This window comes from Gloeomargarita sp., assembly GCF_053491055.1.
The window spans coordinates 18,379-34,632 of sequence record NZ_JBRCEP010000086.1 but is presented as its reverse complement, the minus strand read 5'-3'; the positions used below and the strand labels follow the sequence as shown (position 1 = coordinate 34,632).

The window sequence follows — 16,254 nt, the reverse complement described above, 5'->3', positions numbered from 1 at the left end:
TTACGTACTCTCTATCGGGGAGTTATGAGTTACGCTACGGTGTCTACCCAAGTGTTGCTGGAACGGGGGAGTCAAACCCGGCAGCATCTTTATCCCAACTACAAAGTGATTGTCCTCAACGATGATGTCAATACCTTTCAGCACGTGGCCAATTGCCTGATGAAGTACATTCCCGCGATGACCCCTGACCGGGCGTGGGAATTGACCAATCAGGTGCATCACGAGGGGCAAGCGGTCGTCTGGGTCGGCCCGCAGGAACCCGCAGAACTGTACCATGAGCAACTCAAGCGGGCGGGGTTGACGATGGCGCCGCTAGAACCGGCATGACCACGGCGTTTCGGCTACAAGCGCCCTTTGTCCCCACCGGGGATCAGCCCCAGGCCATTGCCCAATTGGTGCAGGGCCTACAGGCGGGCTATCGCTACCAAACCCTGTTGGGGGCAACGGGCACGGGCAAAACCTTTGTCATAGCCAATGTAATTGCACAGGTGGGGCGGCCGACGTTGGTCTTGGCGCACAACAAAACCCTGGCCGCCCAGTTATGTAATGAGTTGCGGGAGTTTTTCCCAGAGAATGCGGTCGAGTATTTCATTAGCTATTACGATTACTACCAGCCGGAAGCCTACATTCCCGTTACGGATACGTATATTGCTAAGAGCGCGGCAATCAATGACGAGATTGACATGTTGCGCCACTCGGCGACCCGTTCGCTCTTTGAGCGGCGGGATGTGATTGTGGTGGCTTCGATTAGTTGCATTTATGGGTTGGGCATTCCCGGCGAATACCTGCGGGCGGCGCTCCATCTGGAAGTGGGGATGACGGTGGATTTGCCGCAGCTATTGCGGGGGTTGGTGGAGATGCAATACGAGCGCAACGATGGGCAATTGGGGCGGGGGAAATTTCGGGTGCGGGGGGATGTGGTGGAAATTGGCCCTGCCTACGAAGACCGGGTGGTGCGGGTGGAATTTTGGGGGGATGAAATCGAGCAGATTCAATTATTAGACCCGGTGACAGGGGCAGTCTTAGAACGGGTGGAACGGCTGAATATCTATCCGGCACGCCACTTTGTCACGCCCCCGGAACAACTGGAGCGGGCCTGCCAGGCGATTGCGGCAGAACTAGAGGCGCAATTGGCCTATTTGGAATCCCAAAATAAACTGGTCGAAGCCCAACGGCTCAGGCAACGCACCCTTTATGATTTGGAGCTATTGCGTTCGGTGGGGTACTGTAATGGGGTGGAAAATTATTCCCGGCATTTGGCGGGTCGTCCCCCCGGTTCCCCGCCGGAATGTTTGGTGGATTATTTCCCGGCAGATTGGTTGTTGATTGTGGATGAATCCCACGTGACGGTGCCCCAGTTGCGGGGGATGTACGAGGGGGACCAATCCCGTAAACGGGTGTTGATTGAGCATGGCTTTCGCTTGCCCAGCGCTGCGGATAATCGTCCCTTGCAAGCAGAGGAATTTTGGCAAAAGGTGAACCAGTGTATTTTTGTGTCGGCGACACCGGGGGATTGGGAATTAGAAGTATCGCAACAGGTGGTGGAGTTGCTCATTCGTCCGACGGGGGTTTTGGACCCGGAAATTTCCGTGCGTCCGACGGCCAATCAGGTGGAGGATTTAACGGGCGAAATTCACCGGCGAATTGAGCGGGGCGAAAAGGTGTTGGTGACCACCCTGACCAAGCGTATGGCGGAAGATTTGACCAGTTATTTTCAAGAGCATGGGCTGCGGGTGAACTATCTACATTCGGAAATTGATGCGATTGGCCGCATCGAAATTTTGCAGGGTCTGCGGGCGGATGAATGCGATGTGATTGTGGGGGTGAATTTGTTGCGGGAAGGGTTGGATTTACCGGAGGTTTCTTTGGTGGCGATTTTGGATGCGGATAAAGAGGGGTTTTTGCGTTCGGAACGGTCGTTGATTCAAACCATTGGTCGGGCCGCGCGTCATGTCCGTGGGCAGGCTATTTTGTATGCAGATGTGATCACCGAAAGTATGGCGCGGGCGATCCAAGAAACCCAACGCCGTCGCCAAAAACAAATGGCGTACAATCAAGCGCATGGGATTACCCCCCAACCCATTCGCCGCAAACCGGCCAATGCCATCTTGCAAACGTTGGAATTGTCCCGGCGGGTGCAGGCCAAGGAGGCCCCAGGCTCCTACACCGTCCCTGCGGTTCCTGTGAGTGACCTACCGGCTGTGATTCAGGAATTGGAGCAACGGATGCAGCAGGCGGCGCAGAATTTAGAGTTTGAACAGGCGGCGCGCTATCGGGATCAAATTCGCCACCTCAAGCAGCAATTATCGGCCTCGGAACGATGACCTATTGTTTGGGGATTCTCACCCGGTGGGGCTTGGTCATGGCCGCTGATTCCCGCACCAATGCCGGGGTGGATTACATTTCCACCTATCGCAAATTGTTTGATTTTTCCGTGCCGGGAGAACGGATTTTGTTGCTGTGTACGTCGGGGAATTTGGCCATGACGCAGGCGGTGATTGCCCAACTGCGCCAGGATATTCACCATCAACAGCAGGAAAATTTGCACACCTTGGGTTCCCTCTACGAAGTTGCGACCTACATCGGCCGCAAAATTCGCCACCTGCAGGAGGAAAATCGGCGGTGGCTGGAGCGGGACCACATTGATTTTCAGTGCAGTTTATTGCTAGGAGGGCAAATTCAAGGGGATGAGCCGGGATTGTTTTTGATCTATCCCCAGGGCAACTGCATTCATGCCACGCCGGAAACTCCTTTTTTACAGATTGGGGAAACCAAGTACGGCAAACCCATTCTCGACCGCACATTGACCTATCACACGTCCCTGGAAGCTGCGGCCAAATGCGCCCTCTTGTCCATTGACTCCACGATGAAATCCAACATTTCGGTCGGGCCGCCCATCCATTTGGTGCGCTACGAGCGGGACAGTTTCCGGTTGCGCCATTGGTTGGAATTGGGTTTGGGGGACCCCTATTTGCTGCAGATGCGTCGCTCCTGGGAGCAGTCGTTGCAACAGGCGTTTGCCCAATTGCCTGCCCCCCAATGGCAGGAATGGGGGATTGAGCGCGACCGCTGGCCCCATGTGCAGCCGCAATAGTCCCTTGCCGGCGGCGTGGGTCGTTCTCTTGGGCGCTAGTGTGCTGGATTATTGGCTGGGTGATCCGCCCCAATGGCTGCATCCGGTGCAGGTGATCGGCTGGGGTATTGAACGCTACTGTCGCTGGGTGTGGCAGCGGCCCTGGGGGGCGCGGGCGCAAAAAATCGCAGGGGTTGCCCTGGTGCTGCTGACGGTGGGCCTGACGGTGGGAACAGTAGGCGGCCTGCTGGCGTTGGCTGCCTGGGTGCATCCGGCGCTGGCGGGCCTAACCCATACGCTTTTGTTGGCCAGTTGCTGGGCAGGACGGAGTTTGCGGCGGGCGGCCCTGGAGGTGCTGGCGCCTTTGGAACGGGGGGATGTGCCAACGGCGCGGCAGGTGTTGCGGCAGTACGTGGGACGGGATACCCAGGACCTACCGGCTGCAGAAATTCTGCGGGCGGTGCTGGAGACGGTGAGCGAGAATGCCACCGATGGGGTGATGGCCCCCCTGTTTTACGCCTTGGTGGGGGCCATGTGCGGGCAACCGCCGGCGCTGTGGGCTTTTGCCTACAAAGCCGTCAGTACGCTGGATTCGATGGTCGGCTATCGCACGCCCCCGTTTACCCACCTGGGTTGGGCCAGCGCCCGTACTGAGGATGTGCTGACGTGGCTGCCCTGTCGCGCGGTGGTATTCACCATTGGGCTGTTGTCGGGTAAACCGGGGGAGGTGTGGCGGCTCTGCTGTCGGGATGCGCCCTGGGACCCCAGTCCCAATTCCGGTTGGAGCGAGTGTTGCTATGCGGCGGCTTTGGGGGTGCAGTTGGGCGGGGTGAATACCTATGGGGGGGTGGTCAAACGCAAGCCGCTGTTGGGGGAACCGCACCGACCGATTACGCCCGCGGTGATTCAGGAGGCGTTGGGGCTAACCCGGCGCTGCTTTTTGCTGTGGTTGGGGTTGGGGCTGTTGGCTTTGGGGGTCGGCCCAGGTTGAGGCGGCGACGGGCGCTTGGGCAGGCTGGCCCCAGATCACCTGTGCGTGGCGGTAGGTAACCGTGCCGGGGGGCTGCCCTTTGAGCCGTTGCACGTAGCGGACGGGGGTATAGACCACGGGCACCCGATGGCTATGGCGACTGCGGCTGTAGTAGGCGGCGATATCGGCGGCGGTCTGGACATCGGCGGGGCTGGGGTGGGTTTTGGGGGGGAGGCGCAAAATCACATGGCTGCCGGGGATTTCCTGGGCGTGGAACCACAGGTCGTGGTCTTTGGCGTAGGTGAAGGTCAACAGTTCGTTTTGGCGGTTGTTGCGCCCGACATACACCAGGTAGCCCTGGGGGGTGGTGAAGGTCAAAAAGGGCACGGTTTTGGGGCGGGCAGGGGGACGGTAGGCAGGGGGTTGCCACGCGTAACCCTGCTGGGCCAGTTCACTGTAGATGTCGGCCAGGATGAGTTCTGGGTTGGCGTCTGAGTTGAGGTCCAGTTGCTGCACAAAGGTTTCTACCTGCTCCAGATAGGCAATCTGGGCCTGTACCTGCGCAAGCAACGGCAACACTGTCTCTTGGGTGCGTTTGAGTTTTTGGTATTTGCGGTAGAGTTCCTGGGCGGTTTGCAAGGCGGTTTTGTCCGGGGGAATGGCCACACGGATAGGTGCTGCGGTGGCAAAGTCTGGCAATTCCAACACCCGCATGCCCGGTGACCACCGGTGCAAATGGGCCAGGAGTAAATCGGCCTGCTGGCGATAGGTGTCGGCGGCCTGGCTTTGCTGTAGTTTTTCCTGAAACGCCTGGGCCTTGTGCCGGAGTTTGTGCTGCTGATGGCGCAGTTTTTGGGTGAGGGCATGGACCTGGTGCTGCAGGACCTGGGCGGTCAGGCGCGGTTGGTAGTAGGCCTGGAGCAGCTCGCTGACGGTGGGAAATGCCTGGATGATGCCCCAGCCCAACACCGTGTAGCCCTGGGCGGTCAGGCCGGGTGTGAACTGGCCCTGGGTCAAGGCCGCCAACCATTCCTGCCAGAGATGCCACCAGCGTTGCCAGTCCTGGGGGGTGATCTCCGTAACCGGCGTATCCGGGTCCAGATGCACCTGTTGCCCCATATCCCGCAGGAGTTTGCGGCTCAAGCCGCGGTAATTTTCGATCAGGGCACGACTGAGCGGCCAAGGGACCTGGGTGAGTTTGGCCTGCCAGATGGCAAAGGGTTCCTCCAGCCGGGGAATGGCCTGGGTGAGGGCGGGGGGCAATTGGTAGGGCGTGCCGGTCTGGAGGGGGCGCACCCGCGATTCCTGGGGGCTGACCTGGTGGGCGCAGGTGAGAATGGTGCCGTCGGCGTGGGTGAGAATGGCATTGCTGTAGCGCCCCATCACCTCCAGGTACAGATGCCATTGGGGGGGGTCGCCAGGGCGGGCGGCAAAGTCGCACACCACTACCCGTTCCCAAGGGTCAATCAAGCGCAGGTCGGTCAGGGCCAAATGCCCCAGTTGGTGCCATAGCTGTTGGCTAAAGGTAAAGGTGTCGGCCACCGGGGGTGGCGCAGGACTGAGGTGGAGACGGCTGGCCTGGGGATGCCACGACAGCACCAACCACCCCCTTTGCTTGAGGGTACGTAGCCCCAGGTACAGATGATATTTGTCCGTCTGCACCACCCGTTCGATGCGCGCCGGCACCCAATCCCGCCGCAATTCCTGACAGACCGCCCTCAAGGTGGTCACATCACAAGGCTGGAGCGTCATCCTACTTTTGCAGGTAGGCCACCAACCCCCGCGCCCGGTGATAGGCCGTGGTATTCCCCTGGCGATGGAAAATCTGCGCCGCCCGGCGGGCATCTGCTAAAGCCGCCGCCTTCTGCCCCAGCCCTGAATAGGCCAAGCCCCGCTGGAACAGGGCTTCCCCCGAATCCGGGTTGAGCCGCAACACCTGGTTAAAATCCTCAATCGCCCCCTGCCGGTTCCCCTGCGCCGCCCGCACCAAACCCCGCCCATAGTAGGCCCGCGGTTCCTGGGGCGCCTGCTGCACCCACACATCGTAGGCCGCCAGACTGCGCTCGTAATCCTTTAACTCCCGATACACCGCCGCCCGCTGGGCATGGGCTTCCGTCAATTCCGGCTGCAACAACAACGCCCGCTCCCAATACTCCAGGGCCACCTGTCGCTGCCCCAGGGCATGATAGGCCAAACCCAAATTATAGCACAATTCGCCACTGGCAGGTTCCAGACGCAGCGCCTGGTGCAAATCCTGGACGGCGGCTTCCCAGTGGCCCAGGCGGCTGTGTACCCAGGCCCGGATGGCATACACCGGCCACCAGTCCGGGCGGAGCGCCTGCACCTGCGCCAAATCCGGCAAGGCCGCTGTCGCTTTTTTTCCAAGACAGTAGAGGTAGGCCCGCAACACCAAAGCTTCTGTCAGGCCATCGTCCAAGTACAGCGCCCGTTGACAGGCGGCCAGCGCTGCGGCAAATTGACCTTGCTGGGTATAAACCAGCGCCTGCACAAGGTGGGTTTCCGGCTGGTGGGGTTGACGCGCCAAGGCCTGGCGTAGGGTCAGCAACGCCGTCGCATTATCCCCCGCCAAAGCGTGTTGCACCCCTTCTGTCAGATAATGGCCGACCGGCTCCCCTGGTTTCATGGGTTGACCCTAGGGTTTAGCCCCATGTTCCCACAGGTGGCAGTCCGGTCGCAACTAGCGGGGCAGGGGGAAACGGCGCAAGGGGCGTACCGGGGATTGGCGCAGGGTGGCCCGCCCAGGCACGTCAATCAGCCCGCCGGTGCGGATGGCATCTTCCAGTTCCGTGCCTGTGAGGTTGGCGCCGGTAAAGTCGGCCCCCCGCACATCCGCCCCTTGCAGATTGGCATAGCGCAGGTTGGCGTTGCGGAAATTGGCCCCGCGTAGGTCGGTGTTGGCCAGGTTTGCCCCGCTGAGGTCGGCCTCGCTGAGGTTGGCACGCGTCAGGTCGGAGCCGCTGAGGTCGGCATTTTTCAAATCCAGACGGCGCAAATCGGCTTCCCGCAGGTCGCAGTTGGTGCATTTGTTGGTGCGGAGCAATTGCCGGACCTGCTCTGGTTCGGCACTGTAGCCCGGCCAGGCCCACAGGGTCAAAACGACAAGTGTGAGGATGGGAATTCTCAGCATAAAAACCTCCTCCATGCTTGGAGAACATGGCCTGATGATCACTGTTTAGAATGACAGCAACGCCGGGGGCCAAGTTCCATTTCCCGGCCCGCAGGAGACGTACAATAAAAGCAGGATTGGCGGTGGACTCAGGCTCACCCCACACCGTTGGGGATCGCCGCTAGAGCCGTACCATGATGATAGGAATTGGGTTTCCTGCCGGTACAGCGTTCGCTGAGAGACCCGCTATGATTGTGGAGAATTTCTTCATCCGGGCTTTTGATAAGGCACGGCGGGGGGATTACCAGGGGGCCATTTGGGATTACACCCAGGCGTTGCGGGTAAATCCAGGGGATGCCAAGGCGTTTAATAACCGGGGGTTTGCCCATTTTATGTTGGGGGATTATGCCCGGGCCGTCAGCGATTACACCAGCGCCTTGCAGTTGGACCCCCGCTTTGGGGAAGCGTATTACAACCGGGGGATTGCCCGGTTTATGTTGGGGGATTACGAGGGGGCGGTGGCGGATTACACCCAGGCGATTCACCTGCGTCCCCGCGACCCCAAGGCGCACGGCAATCGCGGTTTTGCCCATCTGATGTTGAAAAACTACACCCAGGCGGTGGCGGATTATACGGCGGCCTTGGCGCTCTACCCGCAGGATGCCAAAGCGTACTACAATCGGGGGGTGGCCTATCTGGGCTTGGAGCAGTACCAGGCGGCCTTGGCGGATTTACAGCAGGCGTTGCGGTACAACCCGGAGTTTGCCGAGGCGCACAACAAGCTGGGCAGCGCCTATTTCGAGCTGGGCCAGGTACAGGAGGCGTTGCACCACTATCAGGAGGCGTTGCGGTTGAACCCGACGCTGGCAGAGGCCTATTACAACCGGGGGGTGGCCTACGGGGAGTTGGGGCAGGTGCAGCGGGAAATTGAGGATTATTCCGAGGCGATTCGGTTTAACCCGGAATTTGGCGAGGCGTATTACAACCGGGGGATTGCCCGGTTTATGGTGGGGGACAAGCAGGGGGCGTTGGCGGACTACACCAAGGCGATTCAACTCAACCCGGAGGATGCCCGGGCCTACAGCAACCGGGGGTTTACCTACCACAGTTTGCACCAGTTGGCGGAGGCGGTGGCGGACTACACGCGGGCGTTGGAGTTGGACCCGAATGCGGCGGAGGTCTATAGCAAGCGGGGAAATGCCCGGTTTGACCTGGGGGATGTGGCAGGGGCAATTGAGGACTATACGGAGGCGATTCGGATTAACCCGGATTATGCGGTGGCCTATTACAATCGGGCGACGGCGCGGTTTGATTTGGGGGATGTGCTGGGGGAGATTGAGGATTACAATCGGGCGTTGCGGTTGGACCCGGAGTTTGCCGATGCCTATTTGAATCGGGGGTTGGCAAGGCTGCGGTTGGGGAATCGGCGGGAGGCGCTGGTGGATTTTCGCAAGGCGGCGGCTTTGTTTGCCCAGCGGGGGGATGGGGCGATGCACCAGCAGATTCTTGACCTGATGCAAAAAGTGACTCAGAAGTAGCGCCTGTGGGATAATGCTGGGTTGGTGAGGGAACAGGCCCCAGGATGACGGAATCGCCGGTGGTGTTGGTCACAGGTGCGTCGCGAGGGATTGGGCGGGCAACGGCCCTGGCCTTTGCGGCAGCCAAAGCGCGGGTGGTGGTGAACTATCACCGGTCGCCGGAGGCAGCCCAGGCGGTGGGGCAGGCGGTGCAGGAGGCAGGCGGCGAGTCTTTGCTGGTGCAGGCGGATGTCTCCCAGCCGGAGCAGGTGGACCGTCTGTTTGACCAGGTGCTGCACCACTGGGGGCGGCTGGATGTGCTGGTGAATAATGCGGGGATCACGCGGGATGGGCTGTTGGTGCGCATGAGTGATGCGGACTGGCAGGCGGTGATGGGTCTGAATTTGGACGGGGTGTTTTACTGCATGCGGGCGGCGGTGAAGGTCATGCTGCGGCAAAAGGCGGGCCGGATCATCAACATTACTTCGGTGGCGGGGATGATGGGCAATCCGGGCCAGGCCAACTACAGCGCGGCCAAGGCGGGGGTGATCGGGCTAACCCGCACGGCGGCCAAGGAATACGCCAGCCGGGGCATCACGGTGAATGCGGTGGCGCCGGGGTTTATCGCCACGGAAATGACGGCGGAGTTGCCCGCGGCCAAAACCGCAGAGGTGCTGAAACTAATTCCCCTGGGGCGCTACGGGCAACCGGAGGAGGTGGCGGGGTTGGTGGCGTTTTTGGGGCTGCATCCGGCGGCGGGCTATATCACCGGGCAAGTGATTCCCATTGACGGCGGCCTGGTGATGGACTGAAGGGGGGGAATCCTTTAGGATAGTGGGTAAATACGTGATTAACGAATGTTTGGGTTCCTCATGGCAGACGACCTACGTGCAGCCCTGGAATTGGCGACGGTGGAGGAGTTAGAGGATTTGACGCAGATTTTGTTTGGCCGCCGTTTGAACCCCTTGGACTATTTGTGGACGCCGACGCCAGAGCAGGTGCGGGCGCAGGGGCGCCAGGCTTGGTTGGATGCTCTGGAGGCGCGGTTGCGGTTTTTGGCTGCGGATGGGCTGACGGTGTTGCAGGGACGGGCCGGGCAACTGAGTTACCAGCAAATTCTGTTGCAGGTGTGTCGTTATTTGAAACTGCCCTGTACGGCGGAATTGAGTGTTTTGGATTTGGAGTCGGAAATTTTTCTGCATGTGCTGCAACGGTCCTGGGACAAACTTCCGCCGCAAAAACGGCGGGAGGTGCAGGCGGAGTTGGCGCAGGAGTTGACGGGGCCATGGCAACGGGAAGCCCTGCAGTCCTTTTTGCAAAAAGGGAGTGTGGTGGCCCTGGGGTCGGTGGTGCGGGTACTGTTGTTGCGGAAATTGGCGGGTTACACGGCGGCAATGCATCTGACGCGCACGGCGCTGGTGCAGGGGGCGCGGGTGATGGCGGTGCGGGGGGTGACGGCGTTGCTGGGGCCGGTGTTGTGGGGTTGGTTTCTGGCGGAGTTGGGCTGGAGCGCCATTGCCACCAATTACGCCCGCGTGATTCCGGCGGTGCTGACCCTGGCGCAAATCCGTTTGCTGCGGGATGAATCCCTAACTTGGGCGCCCGCATAGGTTGGCTGGGGTTGGGGCTGGCGGTTTTGCCCTTCTGGTCGGCGCTGGGCTTGGCGGTCTGGGCCGGGGGGATGCTCGGGCTGTGGTGGCGCCAGGGACGGGCATTGTGCCAACGGCGGGATACCTGGCTGTGGTTGCTCTTGGCGGTTTTGTTCCTGGTGAGTGCGCTGCAATCGCCGGACCGGGGGAATGCCCTGTTGGGGCTGGGGAATTTTTTGCCGTTTTTCGGGTTTTTTCTGGCGGTGCGTGCCCAGGTGACGCCGGCGCAACGGCATCTGTGGGCGCAGATTATTGGTGTTACGGGGCTTGTGGTCGCTGTTGTGGGCATGGCGCAGTTGTTGGGGGGGCAGGCCACGTTCTCGCTCTGGGGGCTGGAACTGAATTGGCATCCCCGCATCCCTGGGCGGATCGATTCGGTGTTTAGCGATGCCAATGTGATGGCGTCCTATTGCGTCATGGTCGGGGCGGTGCAGGGGGGATTGGCGGCCAGCGCGCCGGCGGGGTCGTGGAGGCGGTGGGGATGGGGGGCCGCCAGCGCGCTTACCCTGGGGGCGGTGGTGCTCACCCGGTCGTTGAACGGCTTGGCGGTCGTCTGGCTCTTGGGTCTGGGCCTCAGCCTCATGTACCGGCGTTACCTGGTGGCAGGGGGGCTGGTGCTGCTGGGGCTGGGCATCCTGGGGGCGGGGTGGGACTGGCCGGGGTGGCGCACGGTGGTTCCGGAAGTCCTGTGGGGTCGCCTTTCCAAATACCTGGCGGGGCAGGCGGAGGATTTACGCACGGTGCAATGGCAAATCGCCTGGGCGTGGTTGGGGCAACGGCCCTGGTGGGGTTGGGGCCTGCGCTCTTTTCCCGCGCTGTACCACCAAAGTACCCATAGCTGGGTGGGGCATCCCCACAATCTTTGGGTGATGTTGCTGGTGGAAACGGGCATCTGGACGACCGGGTTATTGACCGTGCTGGTGGGGCGGGTCGTGGTGCAGGGCTGGCGGCAGTGGCGGCAGAGTGGGGATGCGCTGTACGGGGGGGTGTGGTTGGGGTTTGTCGGGATTAGTTGTTTTCACGTTTTGGATGTGACGTTGTTTGATGGGCGGATCAATGGCCTGGCCTGGTTGTTGCTGGCGTTGCTGGCCGCGCGTGCTATATAAGGGTCAGGGTTGGGAAGGTAGGCGGTAGTGAAAGCGTCGGTCTGGGGCCAGCGGCTGGCGGTCTATGGCGGGTTGGTGGTCATTGCCCTGGGGGTGGTCGGGCCGGGGGCGCGCTGGATTACGCCCAAAATCCAAAATCTGGAGGCCCTAGCCGGTTTTGTCGCCACCCTGGCGGAAGTCTTGGCCGGGGTGTTGGGTTTTACCATCTCCGCCGTGGCCATTGTGGTGCAGTTGAGCGCCGAACGGTTTAGTCCCAAGGTCACAGAATTATTTCTGCGGGAGCGCACCAATTGGCTGACCATTTTATTCCTCATCTTGGCAAATTTAATCAGCGTTTGGACAACCCTGGCTTTTGCCTTTGACCCGATGCCCTTTGCCCTACTGGTGATTAATTTGCTCCTGGGGAGTATGGCCTTTATTATCCTCATTCCCTACTTTATTTTTGTGCTGGATTTTCTGCAACCGAATTCCATCATCCAAAGCCTACAACAGCAGGTGCAGCGGGGCATCAAGCAGCGGTTTGACGCCAAGAGCGAACCTGCCAAAATTACGCAGGCCCACGCCAGTTGTCTTTCGGCTTTGGGGGAATTTCGCTCCATTGCCATCAGCGCCATCCAGCAGCGGGACCAGGCGATTATCTTGGGCTGTTTGGAAAGTTTGCGGGATTTGGCCCTGTTTTATGGCCTCTATAAAACCCAACTCCCAGAGGCTTGGTTTCGCCTGACGCCCCCCATCTACAAAGACCCAGAATTTATCTCGGTTGATGCCATGAAACTGCGGGAAATCGAAGCGCAACACATCTGGCTAGAGGTGAAAATTTTTCGCCAGTATCAGGGCATTTTGACCAATTCCCTGCTGGTCTCTGCCGAAACCTGTACATTGGTGGGGATTTGCACGCGGGAAATTGGGGAACAGGCTTTGGATTTAGGTCATCTTCCGGTGATCCATCTCACCGTGAAATTTTTTAATACCTATCTGCGGCTGATCATCAATCAGCGGGACATTCGCGCTGGTTACAATATCATCAAACAATATCGCCTCTTAGCGGAAGAAGCGCTGTTGCGGGGGTATGACGATACGGCTATCGAAATTGCCCAGCACTTCCGCTACTACAGCGTTATTGCCTACAAGGCCAACCTCTATTTCCTATGCGAAACCTTTGCCTATGATTTGGGGCATTTGGTGCAGACCTGCTCGAATTTGGGAGAACAGGTGCATCGCCAGTTGTTGGACATTTTCCTCAAAATTGACCAGGACCCAGAGAGCGAACAGCAGGAGCAATCCTCGCGGGGGGTGCGCAAATCCCAGGTGAAATTGGCGGCCTATTATTTGAGTCGGGGGGACAAGGAACTGGCGCGTTTCATTTTTCAGGATATGCACCAGGAACCCTACAGCCGCATCCAGGTCATCTGCGAAGAATTGCTGGCAACGGCAGAGGATTTTTGGGAATTTACCGACCGCGGCGAGAGTTTTTACTATCTGGAACCCGCCTTGCATCCCTACGTGCGGGAATTTTTCAGTTGGTTTGCGCCGCCAGCAATTCCGACTCCGGGATGAGGTCGTAAGGGGCAGGCAGAATCAGGGACTGGCCGGTCATCTCCGCGGGTTGGGGCAAGCGCAACAATTCCAAAATCGTGGGAGCGACATCGGCCAAGCGTCCTCCCTGCCGCAGTTGCACCGCGCCCCCATGCCCAGGGACTTTGGCCCCCTCCCCTTCTACCAAAATCAAGGGCACCGGGTTGGTGGTGTGGGCGGTCCAGGGGTTGCCCTGGTCGTCCGCCATCATTTCCGCGTTGCCGTGGTCGGCGGTAATCAGCACCGTGGCCCCCACTTGGCTGGCCGCAGCCAACAGTTGCCCCAAACACCGATCCACGGTTTCGATAGCCGTCACCGTCGCGGCCATGTGCCCCGTATGGCCGACCATATCCGGGTTGGCGTAATTGACCACCACCAGGTGATACTGGCGCGACCGCAGGGCCTCGACCACCGCTGCGGTCACCTGGGGCGCCGCCATGGCCGGTGCTTGGTCGTAGGTCGGCACCTGGGGGCTGGGGATCATCAGCCGTTCTTCCCCCGGAAAGGGCTGTTCCCGACCGCCGTTAAAAAAATAGGTGACGTGGGCATATTTTTCCGTCTCCGCCGCGCGCAACTGCTTTAGCCCGTGTTTGGCCACCACTTCCCCCAGAATGTTGGTAAAGTTTTGGGGTGGAAACACCACCGGCAGCCCCAAGCTGGGGTCGTATTCCGTAAAGGTCACCACATCTAAAGGTTCCAGATAGGGGCGGGGAAAACCGGCAAAATCCCGGTCCACAAACGCCCGCACCAACTGCCGCATCCGGTCGGGACGGAAATTGTAGAAAATCACCCCATCGCCGCTTTGAATTGCCCCAGGCGCCAGCCGGGTGGGGGGGATAAATTCATCCGTCACCCCTTCTTCATAACTGCGGGTCAGAAATTCCACCGCGCCCAGGGTTGTCCCCACCCCGTCGGTGGTCATCACCTGATAGGCCGCCTGGGTGCGCTCCCACCGCTTATCCCGGTCCATCGCATAGTAGCGCCCGCTGACGGTGACAATGGCGCCGATGCCCAGATGGGTCAAATAGGCCTGCACCTTGCCCAGATATTCCTGCCCGGAGGTCGTCAGGGTGTCCCGCCCGTCGGTAATCGCATGCACACAGACCTGGCAAAACCCCTGGGCTTTGGCAAAATCCAGCAACGCCAGCAGGTGATCCAAATGGGAATGCACCCCACCGGTCGAACAGAGTCCCACCAGATGCAGATTGCCCGCCCGCTGCCGCACCCGCGCCGCCAGTTCTAGCAAGACCGGATGGCGCAAAAACTCGCCTTCCGCCGCCGCATCGGAAATCCGCACAAACTCCTGGGGGATCACCCGCCCGGCCCCCAGATTCAAATGTCCCACCTCGGAATTGCCCATCTGCCCCGCCGGTAACCCCACATCCCGCCCGGACGCCTGCAGCAAGGTGTGGGGGTAGGTCTGCCACAGACTGTCCATCACCGGGGTCTTGGCGCTGGCAATCGCATTGGCCGTTGGGTTTTCCCGATACCCCCAACCGTCCAAGATCACTAACACAACCGGAGCCGTAGGATGGGACATAGATCGTTCTCTCTGGAGATGGATGGTGTTCTTGATGGATGAATATATTTTATTTACGACCAAGTCGCCAAAAATAGCAAATGAGCACCTAGGCCCTGGCTGGGGCGACCCCTTATCCCACCCAAACCGCCACCGGTACAGCTCGCCTGGCCAAAGCACACTACCGTTGCCCAGCCCTTGGCCCTGACCCGACCCGCTGGGGGGCGTCAGAGCAACTTCACCTGCTTAAACAGCCTTTTGCTGCCCACCGCAAAGGCCACCAAACCCGCCAACAGGGCAAAGTAGGTAAGAACGCTCGCCATAAACGCCGATGCCATTCGTCACATCCTCCTCCATCATACCCGCCAGGGAGAACCACCACCAACTCAAATGCCCCCGTCCCGAAAATCTAAGGATTTTATTAAAAAAACGTTTTTTCCCCACCCCCGGCGCCCCATTGTAACCTCCGGCACTGGATTTTTGCGAAAACCAGGGTAGTCTAGTGGTGTCATTCCCTTGCTGCGCTTCCCCAGCCGGAGCATCATCCATGCGCCGCGACCCGTTTGCCTATAGCATCACCGACATTCCCGAACCAACAGCCAGTGGGACACCGGATTTGGTGCGGCTGTACCTCCAGGAAATTGGGCGCGTCGAACTGCTGAGCCGGGAAGAGGAAATTGCCGAAGCCCAACGGGTACGCAAATACGTGCAACTGCGGGAATTGGCCCAGCAGGTGGCGCAGGGGCATCAGGCCGCACCACCAGCACACCAGGCTTTGTTGCGGGAGTATTTGGCCCTCAGTCAACTGCGGGAGCAACTTACGGCCCAGTACGGCCATCGTCCCACGCCGCAACAATGGGCGCAAGCGGCAGGCCTCAGTGCCGCTACCCTCAAACAAACCCTGTCCCAGGCCCGCAGTTTATGGGCGCAGTTGGCAGGCATTACCCCCACCGAGCTGGCCCACATCGAACAAGAGGGCTTGCGTGCCAAAAAACACATGCTCGAGGCCAATCTGCGGCTGGTGGTCTCGGTGGCGAAAAAATACCAAAACCGGGGCCTGGAACTTTTGGATTTGGTGCAGGAAGGCACTCTGGGACTTGAGCGAGCGGTGGAAAAATTTGACCCCGCCAAGGGGTATCGCTTCAGCACCTACGCCTACTGGTGGATACGCCAAGGCATTACCCGGGCCATTGCCACCCAGTCCCGCCCCATCCGTTTGCCGGTCCATGTGATCGAGAAATTAAATAAATTGAAAAAAGCCCAACGCCAGGCGGCGCAAGTCCAAGGGCACAGCCCCAGCCTGCAGGAAATTGCCCAGGAGATGCACCTGACCCCGGATCAGGTGCGGGAATGGTTGGCCTGCATCCCCCGGGCGGTCTCCCTGGAAACCCGCGTGGGACGGGAACAGGACACGGAATTGGGAGAGTTGCTACAAGCAGACGCCCTTTCCCCCGAAGAAAAACTGCTCCACGAGGCCTTGCATCAGGATTTGCAGGAACTCATGGGCGAGCTCACCTTGCGGGAACGGGATGTGATTGCCATGCGCTACGGCTTGCGGGATGGGCATATTTATTCCCTGGCCGAAATTGGCCGCGCCTTAAATTTATCGCGGGAGCGGGTGCGGCAAATCGAAACCAAAGCCATGCAAAAACTGCGGCAACCCAAACGGCGCAACCGGATGCGGGCGTATCTGGACGCTCTCAATTGAGGAACGTTGG

General features: G+C 59.8%; 14 protein-coding genes. 10 read left to right on the top strand and 4 right to left on the bottom strand.

Going from position 1 to position 16,254, the window contains the following annotated elements; all coding sequences use genetic code 11:
• Positions 1-24: 24 nt before the first annotated feature.
• The 4 genes from clpS to cbiB are packed head-to-tail and all read left to right on the top strand — an operon-like array spanning position 25 to position 4,064.
• On the top strand, positions 25-327 hold the full coding sequence (gene clpS / locus ACWISF_RS09360) for an ATP-dependent Clp protease adapter ClpS (RefSeq protein ID WP_448381319.1): 303 nt from the start codon (positions 25-27) through the stop codon (positions 325-327).
• Positions 324-2,324: an excinuclease ABC subunit UvrB gene (gene uvrB, locus ACWISF_RS09355; RefSeq protein WP_448381318.1), complete on the top strand. Its 2,001-nt coding sequence runs from the start codon at positions 324-326 to the stop codon at positions 2,322-2,324. Before clpS ends, uvrB begins: the two co-directional genes overlap by 4 nt.
• On the top strand, positions 2,321-3,094 hold the full coding sequence (locus ACWISF_RS09350; RefSeq protein WP_448381317.1) for a peptidase: 774 nt from the start codon (positions 2,321-2,323) through the stop codon (positions 3,092-3,094). The genes uvrB and ACWISF_RS09350 overlap by 4 nt, the downstream gene beginning before the upstream one ends.
• The gene (cbiB, locus tag ACWISF_RS09345; RefSeq protein WP_448381316.1) at positions 3,078-4,064 is read left to right on the top strand and encodes an adenosylcobinamide-phosphate synthase CbiB; all 987 of its coding nucleotides are present in this window, start codon (positions 3,078-3,080) and stop codon (positions 4,062-4,064) included. Before ACWISF_RS09350 ends, cbiB begins: the two co-directional genes overlap by 17 nt.
• Here cbiB and ACWISF_RS09340 read toward each other — a convergent pair.
• Genes ACWISF_RS09340 through ACWISF_RS09330 form a run of 3 tightly spaced genes read right to left on the bottom strand, consistent with a single transcriptional unit; the run spans position 3,996 to position 7,191 of the window.
• Positions 3,996-5,795 carry an Rqc2 family fibronectin-binding protein gene (locus tag ACWISF_RS09340; protein ID WP_448381315.1) on the bottom strand — a complete coding sequence of 600 codons (1,800 nt, stop codon included), beginning with the start codon at positions 5,793-5,795 and terminating at the stop codon, positions 3,996-3,998. The genes cbiB and ACWISF_RS09340 overlap by 69 nt on opposite strands.
• A 1-nt stretch (position 5,796) precedes the next feature.
• Entirely contained in the window at positions 5,797-6,687 is an 891-nt protein-coding gene (locus ACWISF_RS09335; protein ID WP_448381314.1) for a tetratricopeptide repeat protein, read from the bottom strand.
• A gap of 54 nt (positions 6,688-6,741) precedes the next feature.
• Positions 6,742-7,191, bottom strand: a complete 450-nt coding sequence (locus ACWISF_RS09330) for a pentapeptide repeat-containing protein (protein WP_448381313.1) — start codon at positions 7,189-7,191, stop codon at positions 6,742-6,744.
• Between the two features lie 227 nt (positions 7,192-7,418).
• Between ACWISF_RS09330 and ACWISF_RS09325 the strand changes: the two genes are divergently transcribed.
• Genes ACWISF_RS09325 through ACWISF_RS09305 form a run of 5 tightly spaced genes read left to right on the top strand, consistent with a single transcriptional unit; the run spans position 7,419 to position 12,999 of the window.
• A complete protein-coding gene (locus tag ACWISF_RS09325) occupies positions 7,419-8,708 on the top strand; it encodes a tetratricopeptide repeat protein (protein WP_448381312.1) in 1,290 nt (429 codons plus the stop codon).
• Between the two features lie 44 nt (positions 8,709-8,752).
• Entirely contained in the window at positions 8,753-9,499 is a 747-nt protein-coding gene (fabG, locus tag ACWISF_RS09320) for a 3-oxoacyl-[acyl-carrier-protein] reductase (protein WP_448381311.1), read from the top strand.
• 60 nt (positions 9,500-9,559) lie between these two features.
• A complete protein-coding gene (locus ACWISF_RS09315; RefSeq protein ID WP_448381310.1) occupies positions 9,560-10,297 on the top strand; it encodes a YaaW family protein in 738 nt (245 codons plus the stop codon).
• Positions 10,282-11,442 (top strand): O-antigen ligase family protein, encoded by a 1,161-nt coding sequence (locus ACWISF_RS09310; protein WP_448381309.1) that lies wholly within the window; start codon positions 10,282-10,284, stop codon positions 11,440-11,442. The genes ACWISF_RS09315 and ACWISF_RS09310 overlap by 16 nt, the downstream gene beginning before the upstream one ends.
• A gap of 27 nt (positions 11,443-11,469) precedes the next feature.
• Entirely contained in the window at positions 11,470-12,999 is a 1,530-nt protein-coding gene (locus tag ACWISF_RS09305) for a DUF2254 family protein (protein WP_448381308.1), read from the top strand.
• Here ACWISF_RS09305 and gpmI read toward each other — a convergent pair.
• Positions 12,959-14,557: a 2,3-bisphosphoglycerate-independent phosphoglycerate mutase gene (gene gpmI / locus ACWISF_RS09300; RefSeq protein ID WP_448381307.1), complete on the bottom strand. Its 1,599-nt coding sequence runs from the start codon at positions 14,555-14,557 to the stop codon at positions 12,959-12,961. The two genes, ACWISF_RS09305 and gpmI, sit on opposite strands and share 41 nt — an antisense overlap.
• A gap of 526 nt (positions 14,558-15,083) precedes the next feature.
• Here gpmI and sigC point away from each other — a divergent pair.
• Complete coding sequence (sigC, locus tag ACWISF_RS09295) at positions 15,084-16,244, top strand: RNA polymerase sigma factor SigC (RefSeq protein WP_448381306.1); 1,161 nt, start codon at positions 15,084-15,086, stop codon at positions 16,242-16,244.
• The last annotated feature ends 10 nt before the right edge of the window (positions 16,245-16,254 follow it).